The organism is Atribacterota bacterium (assembly GCA_028717805.1).
GTDB lineage: Bacteria > Atribacterota > Phoenicimicrobiia > Phoenicimicrobiales > Stramentimicrobiaceae > Stramentimicrobium.
Genome location: JAQUNC010000028.1, coordinates 1 through 12,151, shown reverse-complemented (window position 1 = coordinate 12,151; position 12,151 = coordinate 1). Strand labels below are relative to the sequence as shown.

At 35.2% G+C, this 12,151-nt stretch carries 10 protein-coding genes and 2 pseudogenes; 1 reads left to right on the top strand and 11 read right to left on the bottom strand.

Translation table 11 applies throughout. The features are described 5' to 3' along the window. Positions 1 to 19: 19 nt before the first annotated feature. On the top strand, positions 20 to 499 hold the full coding sequence (locus tag PHD84_07140; GenBank protein ID MDD5637571.1) for an ECF transporter S component: 480 nt from the start codon (positions 20 to 22) through the stop codon (positions 497 to 499). 339 nt (positions 500 to 838) lie between these two features. On the opposite strand, the pseudogene PHD84_07135 reads toward PHD84_07140, so the two are convergent. From PHD84_07135 to PHD84_07085, 11 genes and pseudogenes are all read right to left on the bottom strand, one after another. Continuing rightward, a pseudogene (locus PHD84_07135) lies at positions 839 to 2,046 on the bottom strand (TRAP transporter large permease). Positions 2,047 to 2,110: 64 nt separating this feature from the next. Beyond that, the gene (locus tag PHD84_07130; GenBank protein MDD5637570.1) at positions 2,111 to 2,500 is read right to left on the bottom strand and encodes a TRAP transporter small permease; all 390 of its coding nucleotides are present in this window, start codon (positions 2,498 to 2,500) and stop codon (positions 2,111 to 2,113) included. Between the two features lie 212 nt (positions 2,501 to 2,712). Beyond that, positions 2,713 to 3,540: pseudogene (locus tag PHD84_07125) on the bottom strand (TRAP transporter substrate-binding protein). Then, complete coding sequence (locus tag PHD84_07120; GenBank protein MDD5637569.1) at positions 3,540 to 3,689, bottom strand: hypothetical protein; 150 nt, start codon at positions 3,687 to 3,689, stop codon at positions 3,540 to 3,542. Before PHD84_07120 ends, PHD84_07125 begins: the two are co-directional and overlap by 1 nt. A 65-nt stretch (positions 3,690 to 3,754) precedes the next feature. Continuing rightward, entirely contained in the window at positions 3,755 to 4,519 is a 765-nt protein-coding gene (gene kduD, locus PHD84_07115; protein ID MDD5637568.1) for a 2-dehydro-3-deoxy-D-gluconate 5-dehydrogenase KduD, read from the bottom strand. Positions 4,520 to 4,860: 341 nt separating this feature from the next. Further along, positions 4,861 to 5,589, bottom strand: a complete 729-nt coding sequence (locus tag PHD84_07110; GenBank protein MDD5637567.1) for an IclR family transcriptional regulator — start codon at positions 5,587 to 5,589, stop codon at positions 4,861 to 4,863. A gap of 467 nt (positions 5,590 to 6,056) precedes the next feature. Then, positions 6,057 to 8,549, bottom strand: a complete 2,493-nt coding sequence (locus PHD84_07105) for an EAL domain-containing protein (GenBank protein ID MDD5637566.1) — start codon at positions 8,547 to 8,549, stop codon at positions 6,057 to 6,059. A gap of 44 nt (positions 8,550 to 8,593) precedes the next feature. Next, positions 8,594 to 8,929 (bottom strand): Hpt domain-containing protein, encoded by a 336-nt coding sequence (locus tag PHD84_07100; protein ID MDD5637565.1) that lies wholly within the window; start codon positions 8,927 to 8,929, stop codon positions 8,594 to 8,596. A 1-nt stretch (position 8,930) separates the two neighbouring features. Next, entirely contained in the window at positions 8,931 to 10,649 is a 1,719-nt protein-coding gene (locus tag PHD84_07095; GenBank protein MDD5637564.1) for an ATP-binding protein, read from the bottom strand. A gap of 129 nt (positions 10,650 to 10,778) precedes the next feature. Continuing rightward, complete coding sequence (locus tag PHD84_07090) at positions 10,779 to 11,492, bottom strand: transporter substrate-binding domain-containing protein (GenBank protein MDD5637563.1); 714 nt, start codon at positions 11,490 to 11,492, stop codon at positions 10,779 to 10,781. A 108-nt stretch (positions 11,493 to 11,600) separates the two neighbouring features. Next, the coding region (locus PHD84_07085) for an ATP-binding cassette domain-containing protein (GenBank protein ID MDD5637562.1) at positions 11,601 to 12,151 on the bottom strand (551 nt) is incomplete at its 5' end.

The following is a 12,151-nucleotide window of genomic DNA, read 5'->3' as shown; positions in this document are numbered from 1 at the left end:
ATTAAATAAGGGGAGAAAGATGCACCAAACCAATATTAAATGGCTAACGAGGACTTCAATTTTATTAGCTATTGCCTTACTATTCCAAATGGGAGCTTTCCCTCAATTTATAACTGGTCCATTAGTAAACGCAGTGCTGTATCTGGCATCAATGATAGTCGGATGGCAAGGAGGAATTTTAATAGGTATTTTAACTCCAATTATAGCAGCAATATGGGGAATCTTGCCTCCTCCCCTTATTCCTTTAATTCCCTTTATAGCACTTGGAAATAGTGTATTAGTAATTTCATTTTTCTTATTAAAATCTAGCAATAAATTTTTAGGAATTATCATCGCATCTATAGTTAAATTCATTATACTGGTAACGGCAGTAAATTTATTGGTACAGGTTCCAGCTCCCATTGCTCAAATGATGAGTTTTCCCCAATTCGTTACTGCCTGTACAGGTGGTTTAATTGCCATTTTAATTTTATATTTCTTAAAGAATATCCATCTTTAAGTTAAACAATAATATTAAAATAGATTACCGGTTTTACATATAATCCAGGTTCTGAAATTAATAATATTTTATTCCTCCTTTATTCAGGTTTCTCTCACATACCCTATCTTTCTCTTGAAATCTCTCTACTATTAACAATAAAAAGTCTTATGGTTTATGCTAACTATTTGTTAGTCTATTTCGACATAAAGGGGTTGCAATACCCCGGCGTGACTGTTTTATCTTTTCTCTTTATTATCTCCCTGAAATAGAACATCTACTAAATTATCTAAAATTGATTTGGATAAGAAAAGAAATTGAATTATCGAGCAACGTATAAAGATGCCTTCCAAAATTAATCTAAGGCATCAACATTTTTGGTAGCCATAATACCATTGCTGGCCATAAAGTGACCAAAATCAGTACAAGCAGATTAGCTAATAAATAAGGAATAGATGCTCCAAAAACCTTTTCTACACTACATTTAGAAAGATTGGCGCAAATATATAAACAGTTACCAACCGGTGGAGTTACCAGAGCAATTGCTTGATTCACAATCATAACAACACCAAAATGTACCGGATCTATTCCTAAATTTACAACTACCGGTAAAAAAATGGGTGTTAAAATCAAGATATTAGGAGCAACATCTGAAAAAGTACCAATAATGAGCAAGATTAAATTGATGATTAATAAAATAACTACAGGATTATTAGAAATCGATAGCAGAGCAAGAGATATTCGCTGGGGCAATTGACCATAAGCCAGCAACCAACCTAAAAAAGTAGCTATAACTACAATTAACATAACTACAGCTGTCGAGCGAATAGTTTCTTTAATAGCGGGGTAAATATCTTTAATTTTAATTCTTTGAATACAAAAAATCCTAATATCAAAGCACAGAAAACAGCTAAAACAGAAGCTTCGGTCGCAGTTACTATCCCGCCAACAATACTACCAATAATGATTAAAGGCATGGTTAAGGCAAATATTCCATCTTTGAAACCAACAACAACTTCTTTAAAAGTTGGGGGATTATCTCTTTCTTTTCCATATCCCTCTTTTACAGACATATAGGCAGTAATTACCATCATGATTAAACCAACTAGAATACCAGGTATGGCTCCACCCAGAAATAGACGACCGATGGAAGTTTCTGAAGCCATTGCATACAGGATCATTGGTATACTTGGTGGTATAATAATTCCTATGGTAGACGATGTTGCAGTGATTGCTGCACTCACGCTTCGAGGATATTTTTTTTCTATCATCTCGGGAATCAGAATACTTACCATGCTGGCAAAAATATTAACATGACCTAAAGCACCTGGTAAATGTCCCAGAAGAACAACCGAAAAATTTAAAATTCTTTTTGTTATTCCTCCTTCCCTCATCAACACTCCAGCAAATATAAAAAATGGTATTGCTGTTAGCAAGAAAGAATCTGCTCTGGCAATCATTCTCAAGGTAGCCATAGAGGAAGGAAGATCCTGTATAAAGACTCCCAGTGTAGTACTAATTAAAATAGAAAAACCAATGGGACAACCTATAATTAACAACAAAGCCATAAATGCTAAAACAATCGCTAATATGAACCCTGCACTCATTTTAACCTTAACACCTCATCAATACTTATTTATCCTTATCACTCTTCATTTGTTGTTGACGATAGCCTTTTATGAAAAAACGTTGTATGATTTCAATTAATAGCAGACCAAAACAAAAGAGAACTGAACTGTAGAGATAAGCAAAAGGGAGTTTTAGACCTGAAGAGAGGGTTCTTCCTAACCTGCCTCTAATCATAATAATGGTGTAATAACTTATATAAACAACCATTATGCCTAATACCAGTTCACAAAAAATTTGTAATACTGAATTGAATCTTTTAAAAAACGTTGATTTAAAATATTCAATAGCTGCATGAACATTCTGTCTAAAGGCAATGGGTATTCCAAAAAAGACCATATATATAAATAAATATCGGATTAATTCTTCTGTCCAGCGAAAAGAAAAACCAAAAATAACATAGTATTACTGAGGTAAAAACAGTTATGAACATCGCACTGAAAAATATACTAACCACCACATCATTAATCATTTTAATGTTTCATTAAATTTATTCTTCATAAATTATTCTCTCCATTATTTTATCCACCATATTATTCTAAAAGACAGGGGAATTCTTAATATTTAATCAGTAATATCAGGAAATGGTAAATAATTTCTTTTCATTTTTAGCTGTTTTGAATTAATTCAATTAATCTTTGGATAGTAGCATCATCTTGAATGAAGTAGTCATAGACTGGCTGAGCCATTTCGATAAATGCCTGTCTTTCTTCATCAGTCGGTATATAAACCTCCATTCCCTGTTTAATGCATTCCTGCTTATACCCTTCTTCAGTTGATTCGGTAACATAGTTTGTATACATAGATGCTACCTTGGCAGCTTCAGCAATAATTCTTTGATCTTCAGCGGGAAGGCTATTCCACCAATCAAGACCTACGCAGAATGGTCCTGGATTGTATATGTAATTGACCTCGGTGAGATATTTTTGTGCTTCATAAAATTTTTCAGATACAATATTTACATAGGGATTTTCCTGTCCATCCACTACACCAGTCTTAAGAGCCATATAAAGTTCACTGTAAGCAATAGAGGTTGCACTGGCACCAAAAGCTTGCATAGTTTGTAGAATGTTTTCCAATGGTGGTGTTCTCATCTTTAGACCTTTAAAATCAGCGGGAGTTTTTATTGGTCGAACATTATTGGTAATTTATCTAAAACCCGAATGAGTCCAGCCTAATAATTTTAAACCATTATCTTCAGTAAAAGAAGCCAGATAATCCCCGATAGAACCGCTTAACACCCTGTTTACATGTTCATAATCCTTAAATACAAAAGGAACGGCAAGTGTATAAAGTTGTTTACCCTGGGATTCCATTCGACCAAACATAAAAGCTTCCATTGTTCCCAATTTAGTCATTTCAGCCATTTCGGCTTCACTTCCCAATTGGGAAGTCGGAAATATTTCGACTTTATATTTATCAGTTTTTAGCTCTATTAATTCTTTGAATACTCAAATCCCAGATGTACTGGATGTGTAGTACTATGACCATGCCCGCATCTGATTACCTCTACCGCCGAAACAGGTTGAATTACTAAAAAAGCAAATACTAAAACAACAGTGATAAATATACTTAACTTCTTCATAAAAACATTTACCTCCTTAAACGTTTTTATTAATCCCCTATCTTTTATTCATATTCTTTATTTTTCTATCTGGCCAACCATCCTCCATCAACTGGTATAATTGCTCCATTGATATAATCAGAAGCAGAGGATGCTAAAAAAACAGCAATTCCTTTTAAATCTTCAGGAGTTCCCCATCTTCCAGCCGGTATTCGCTTTAATATTTCAGCACTTCTTCCCTTATCCTTCCTTAATGGTGCCGTATTGTTAGTTGCCATATACCCGGGAGCAATAGCATTAACATTAATATGATACTGTGCCCATTCATTTGCCAGTAATCGAGTTATGCCCATAACACCGCTTTTACTGGCGGTATAAGATGGAACCCTGATTCCTCCCTGGAAGGATAACATAGAAGCAATGTTTATTATTTTACCTTTTGATTTCTGCTTAATAAATTGCCTACCGGCAGACTGACAAAGAAAGAAAACTGTTTTCAGGTTAATATCCATTACCTCATCCCAATCCTTTACAGCAAAATCCAGAGCATCAGCTCTACGAATAATTCCCGCATTATTAACCAGAATATCCAGTCTCCCAAATTCCTGTACAACTCTACCTATAATGCTATTAATAGGCTCAATTGAAAGCAGGTTTTCTTCCAGAAAAAGAAAATTACCACCAATTTTTTTTATAGCAGTCTTTGTTTGTGTCGGATCAGCCTGAAAATCGATGCCCACAATATCTGCTCCAGCTTCAGCCAATCCTATGGACATACCCTGACCGAGACCGGTTGTACATCCGGTAACCAGTGCAACTTTATTTTTCAATATAAAACCATCAAGAATCATTTTATTCCTCCTTTTTATTATTTAAAATATCCATTCCGGTACTATCCCTATTATAGAGAGCTTAATTCCAACTAACCATCCTCCTGATAAACATAGCTCCCCTATTCATATTTGAGAGAATAGCATATCTGGGAGAAATGACTGCTTATCAGGTTGATTTTTTTCTCAACTCCTTCCATCCTTCCATATGATTTATATTTTCATATAATTGAAAATTATTTCATTTTATTTGGCACAATTAATTTGTGAAATATCGTTTTTTCATTAATTCAAAGCAACTTTGGTGGATTGATATCCTAATTTAAATGAAATATTTAAGGCTTCATGCTGCACAATATTAATCAGTGAGGATATATTTTTTTAATCCTCACTGTATCACCGGTAATTCCAAGTGCAGCAGTGATTTTTTGCGCTGAATCAAAAACCGGGGCTGCAATGCAGGTTGTTCCCAGAAAAACCTCCTCGCTATCTACCGCATATCCCTGTTTTTTTATCATATCCAATTCATCCCATAACTCTTCCTTTTCGGTCAAGGTATTAGGAGTAAATTTGGGGAGGGCTATGAGATCAAGCAATTTCTTTCTGTCTTCCTCTTTCTGATAGGCTAACAATGCCTTTCCCACTGCAGGTGCGTGTAAGGGTAAGCTTGAACCTACTGCAGATCTTGTTTTAGTAGTAAATGGACTTTCAATGATGGCTAAAAAATAGAGTGTTTCTGCAAAGAGGATACCCAGATTAGAGGTTTCTTTGATTTCCCTGGTCAACTCTCTCATAAATGGCAAGGAGACTTCGCGTAGATTCCGAATATATTCCACGTTATTCCCCAATTGAAACATCCTAAAACCCAATTTATACTGTCTGGAGGAGGTTTCCCGTTCGATTAATCCATAGGCTTCCAGTGTCTTTAAGATATTAAATGCAGTGCCACTGGGAATAGGTAGGATGGCTGTAATGTCTGATAATGTGGACTTTATCCTGGCAGTCTCCATATATTCTAAAAGCTTAATAGCTCTTTCTAGGGTGGATATTCTATTTTCCTGTTTTTTCCTTGTTTTGGAATTGTTTTTCATATATATTATTCATATATATAAAATTTTTTTCACAATAATATTATACATCTAATATGAAAAACAGTCAATACTTTTTCTATGCGAATACTTTTATGATAATGTAACCTGTTAAACACCTTGACTAGATGTTACAGTTAATAAATGAGTTATGACAGATAGTCAGATGACTTAAAAATGACTTGTGCGGTATGAAAGCAGCTTAATGTAGATAGCAACAGTTTGAATATTATTCTCTTTGCTAATATTTATTCCATAATCATCATTAATATTAAATCAGACTGACCAGGATCCTTCTTTTTTTATGGTACTTAATACAGGAATTTTAAAGATATTCTTCAAAATCTTATTGAGTAAGCTAAAAGTGACGATAATACAATAGGCGGATTCTTAAGGTGGATTTTCCGTAATCTAATAATGAATTAATGTTAGGATTTGTAGTTAATATACCTAATATAGGGGCTTAATTCCTAACTCTGACCACCTTTGTTTTTGAGCAATTTAATTGCCGCATCTTCATCAAGGGATTTGCTAATCAAGAATCCCTGTATTTTATCACATCCGCAAGCGAGCAAATACTGTCGCTGCTTTTCATGTTCTACCCCTTCTGCAATGACATAGTGATCTAAGTTATGCGCCATTAAGATAATATCATCGGTAATAGATTTCTCAAGTTCAATATGCATTAGTTTATCAATAAAAGATTTATCAATTTTAATACAGTTGATATTTAACTCCCTTTCCCGTGCAAGTGAGGAATATCCTGTTCCAAAGTCATCAATAGCGATGTGAAGTCCCGCTCTTTTCAACTCACCAAGAATATGATTTATTTTCTCATAGTCTGATTCAAATACCGACTCTGTTAGCTCGATACAGATATTTGCTGGACTTACCTGCATTTCATTTATTATCTCAAACAGATTTTTACAGAAATCATTTCTCAACAGTTGAATAACAGAGATATTAATCGAAACGCTAATATCACCATATTTATGTTCCTTCAATTTATTTAGTAAGCGGAGAGCTTCCCGAATAACCTTTTCACCAATCGGAATAATGAGCTTTGTTTCCTCAGCAATAGGTATGAATTCCAAAGGTGATATCAAGCCAAGCTTGTCACTTTTTAATCTGGCTAAAGCTTCAAAACCGCTTATCTTATTTGATTTAAGATCCAGAATTGGTTGATACTGCAAAAACAGCCTATTGTCATTTTTATCTGATGCCACTTGGGTAAGTTCCAGTTTTATTTCTTGTTCACGGATTATCTGTGCTTCTAATTTTGCATCATAAAAACAAATTCCTAAGTCTCTATCATCGATATCAAATGCTCGTTCCGAGGCAATTAGAAGGTTTTTTAAAAGTTGATCGACATCACGCCCATTATCTCGATTTATTTCCACAATCCCTATTCCGCCACTAACTCTTTCAGCTGCAAGCAAGGATTCCAATGAATCGGCAATGACTTCACAGAAATCAAGGAGTTCTTTCTTATCTTGGTAGTCTTTCAAATAAAAAACAAATTGATTTTCATATGTATAAAATAATTCTCGTTTATCTGTAATATGTGTAATCAAGATGTCTACTGTATTTCTTATCAAATCCTGAGTGTAATGAAATCCATAGGTCATAGTTAATGATTGTACAGCACTCAGATTTATGTTTACAACAGCCCTTTTCTCCACTATTTTTTTCTCAGCATCTTCCGTCAGAATGTTTTCTAAATGGTATCGGTTATATAAGCCAGTCCATATGTCATGTTCACTACTATACTTGAGACTATGTTCCATTGCTTTTCTATCTGTTATATCAAGGATGATTCCTTCCAGAGCCTCTACTTCGTCATGTTCATTATAGATGCCTTGCCCCAGTTCCAGAACCCATTTCCGATCTCCTTTAGCAGTTATAATTTCATATTCATAATTAAAAGTCCGCCTTCTAGCAAGGGTACGTTCCCATTCATTCCAGAGTGGTTCCTGGTATTCCGGTGCAACTAAATCTTTATAAGGCAATTCTCTATTAGATATAAGGCTTTCCGGCGGGTAACCGGTTAATTCCAAACAACCTGCAGAAACATATTGCATTGTCCAGTTTCTATCGTAATTGCACCTATAAGCCATTCCTGGGAGATGGGAAAGAAGTACGGATTTGCTACGCTCGCTCTCCATTAAATCGGCTTCTATTTTTTTTCGCTTGGTAATATCCTGAAGCAAAGCAATATGGTTATATTGACGGCTATTGGATAAATTAAGCGAAGCCATAACCAAATATACCCAAACAATTGAACCGTCCGGTTTAATCAATCTCTTCTCCATTGTATAGCTTTCGATTTCCCCTGATTGAAGTTTATTGTAGCTCTTTAAGTCCTCTTCTAAATCATCAGGATGGGTAATAGCTGCCCAGCCCAACTTTTTTAGCTCGGTTTTTGTTCTTCCGGTAATCTGCTCATACATCGGATTTATACTGAAATAGCTATTTCTTTCATTTGTTATCGAATCACTCCCATATGAGATTGCTATACCAATAGGAGCTTGATGGAAGACCAAATCAAAGGTCAGTCCTTGTTCATGCAGTTTTTTCTCTAGCGCTTGTTGAATCCGAAACAACTCAACATGAATCTCAATTCTGACTTTCAAGGATTCCATATTAATCGGTTTCCTGATATAGTCCACTGCACCTAGTTTTAAGCCCTTTATTTCATTCTCTAGCTCATCATAGTTTGTTAATATGATGGTATGTATTCTTTTGTAACGATCCTCAGTTTTCAGTTTTGTAAGAACCTGAAAACCATCCATATTAGGCATATTCAAATCAAGTATAACCAGGTTAATATCCTCATGTTCCTCAATCTGACGCAGGGCTTCTAAACCATCGCTGGCAACTAGTACATTATATTCTCTCAGCATATTTTTGATGATTAAACGATCTGATGCTGAATCATCAACAACTAATATTTTTATTGACATCATCCATCCTCCTTCTAAAGAACAAACTCGCACTGATCGCTTTTTTAAACCAAAAATTCCATAATTTCTTCAAGTAAGTGTTGTAATAGGTAAGAAAACTTTTCCTGAAGTGGCATTATCTCATCTTCTTTTTCTTCTTTCAATACTCTCTGTAATATTACGGAAACGTCATACAAAGCTCTGGCACCGATACTTCCAGAACTTCCCTTAACCTTATGAACAATTTGAGCAGCATCCTCATATTTCTTTTCGTTTATGGCTAAAGAAAGATTATCTATAGTATCCTTGTTTTCCTTGAAATATTCATTTAAAACCAACTGATAAATTTCCGGGTCATTCCCTACATTCTTTAATCCCGCGGATTGATCTAAGACACGCATATTAATTATCTTTGTTATCCTCCTCCTCTGCAATAATATCTTTAATCGTTTGAATGAAATGATCAGGTTCAAAAGGTTTACTAATGTAATGGTGAATCCCGCTTTGCTCGCACTTTTCCCGAACTCCCAAAATAACATCTGCCGTCATGGCTACAATGGGAACGTCAGGTGATATTTTTCTAATTTCCCAAGCTGCCTCATAACCATTCATAACAGGCATATGTAAATCCATTAAAATCAAATCAATGCCATCCTTATGTTGCTGATAAAGAGCAACAGCTTCTTTCCCATCATTAGCTATAATCGATTTGATGCCAACTCGTTGGAGAAGGGACTTCGCAATCAATTGATTTGTTTTATTATCTTCTACCAGCAATACAGTGTGGTCTTTATCAAGCTTTGTCATGTTATCATCTTTATTTATAGCAGGTTGGGATGCCGATATAGCCTTCAACTTGAACATATCCAGAATTCCATTTAAAAGAATAGAGGGAATGATTGGTTTGCCGATACCGAGATTAATTCCGTGTTCATCGAGTTTGTCGAATAAATCTTCTCTCATCATCGGCAACAGCATAATAAGCTTTGGCATTTTAACAATTTTTTCATTATTCCGAAGCGACTCTATAAATTCAAAACCTCCTTCCAGAGGAGTGTCATAATCAAGAATAAATAAATCAAAGGGTTTACTAAATTTACCATCAGCAGCTTCCAGCAAGCTCAATGCACTGTCTTGTGAGCTGGTAAGCTCGCAATGCATACCAAAAGCACCCAGATAGCTGTCTATTAAATTCATACTGGCCCCTGTTTTTTCCAGTACCAGTGTCCTGACATCCTTGAAATGTTTAGCTGATACTGACAAGGTTTTTTTATACATCTCTTCCTTCTTTTTATCTATACTTAATGACAAATGAACGATAAAGGTGGAGCCTTCTCCCGGCGTACTAAAAACCTTTATTTGCCCTCCCATCATCTCGACCAGATTTTTAACAATGGAGAGTCCCAGTCCGGAACCTCCGAAACGACGGTTAATACTGCTATCTCCCTGAATAAAGGGCATAAATAGCTTATTTATTTGCTCTTCGGTCATGCCTATACCAGTATCTTCGATAGAGAAGGACAGGTGATATTTTTCATTTTCTTTAGCTATAAGTCTAATATCCAGCGAGACTTCACCGGAAGTGGTAAATTTTGCGGCATTGTTCAAGAGATTAAGAAGAATCTGTTCAATTCTCTTGACATCCCCAAAAAACCAATTGGGAATTTGGGGATCCTTGGATAGTTTCAATCCTATTTCCTGTTCTTCAATTTTATAGGATACTATGTTAATTACATCCTGAATCACCTGATCCAAACTGAAAGAGGCAATTTCAAGTTCTACTTTTCCAGCCTCGATTTTAGAAAAATCTAGAATATCATTTATTATACTCAACATATTGTTGGAAGCCTGAGTAATACGATCAATATACATGCTTTGTGTTAAAGAGATATCAGTTTTTTTAAGAAGGTAGGCCATTCCAGTGATTGCGTTAAGCGGTGTCCGGATTTCATGAGACATCCTTGCCATAAAGCTGGTTTTGAATTCATTCGCCTCATCGGCTTCTCTTTTCGCCTTTTCCAGATCAATTTGAATCTGCTGTCGCTTCTTAATTTCTTTCTTTAAGCGAATAATCCAGAAAAAAGAAACTGCCATAACAACAGCCAGGATAGAGCCGACCAATAGAATAATTCGCAGAATTGGACCATAATCGATCTCTGGTTCAAATTCAATCCACTTATTACTAATGGCAATTTTTTCTTCTTCGGTGATGTTATTAAGTGTTTTATTGATAATACTAATCAGTTCTGGCTAATCTTTACGAACAGCAAAATACAGAGCTTGTTCTTTTTCTGCTTCGAATACGATAAATTTCAAATTGGTCAGAGCATGTAAGCGCACCAGATAGCTTGTAGTAGCAAGATTGCCCACGAAGGCTTTTTCTGTACCACTTGCCACTGATGCTAATGCTGCTTCAACAGAATCATATAAACTTAAATTTATATTTGGATAAGATAACAGATAGCTGTGATGTGAACTATTTCTTTGCACTGCAACCGTTAATCCTGCCAAATCATCAATATCTGCAATGCTACTATCCGTATCACGGATCACAATAACACGTTTGAAATAGAAATAGGGTTTAGAAAAAAGAAAATGCACTTTTCTTTCTTCTGTCTTTGATATTGCTGGCAAGGCATCAACCTTTCTGGATAGAGCCATATCATAGGCTTCCGGCCAGGTTAATCCTTTAGCAATATCAAATTTTAAACCGGTTCTCTCACTGATTAACGAAAGATAATCAGCAGCGATACCCTTATATTCTTCATCCTCATCAAAAAATTCAAATGGTATAAACTTCGGATCTACAGCAAGATGAATGACAGGATGTGCAGTAATAAAATTAATCTCAGCTTCTGTCCAATCCATAGTGTTTTCTGCTGTATAACAGATGGCTACACAGGGAATTATCAGGAATGTGATAATTGTAATAAATAGGAGCAACAAATAATGAATTCTTCTCAAAAAATGTTCCCTTCTATTAGGTAAGGTTCTTATATGTAATATTGTAACACTAAATATATAATTTTATGTAATTTTTTTAATTGGAATAAGTTTTTAGTGGCTTTCCCTTCAATTATCCAGTTTGACTTGCTTTGTTGCTATTGCTTTGACAAAAGAATAGTCATGCTCTACAAACAGCATAGTCGGCTGATGCTTAAGGATTAAATCTTCAATCTGAATACGGGAAATAACATCAATATAATTTAATGGTTCATCCCAAATATAGAGATGTGCTTCCTGGCAAAGACTTCCAGCTAAACAAACTTTTTTCTTCTGTCCGTCACTAAATTCCTTCATGTTCATTTCATGCTGGGATTCTGTAAACCCTAACCTGTCAAGAACTGCTTTAAATAATGGTTCTTCCAGGGAATTTTTTTGTGTAAATTCTCTGAGGGTACCTTCTAAAAAAGATGTATCCTGCGGTATATAGGAAATATTCAATCCAGCGCCTATTCTCACCTGACCGCTATAAACATGTCTTTGACCAAGAAGCAACTTTAAAATACTGGATTTTCCGGTTCCGTTTTTCCCCATTAAAGCAACCCTGTCACCCCTGTTAACAGTGAAGCGAACATCTTTACATATCTGCCTTTTATCATAAAAAATTGACAGGTCGTCTA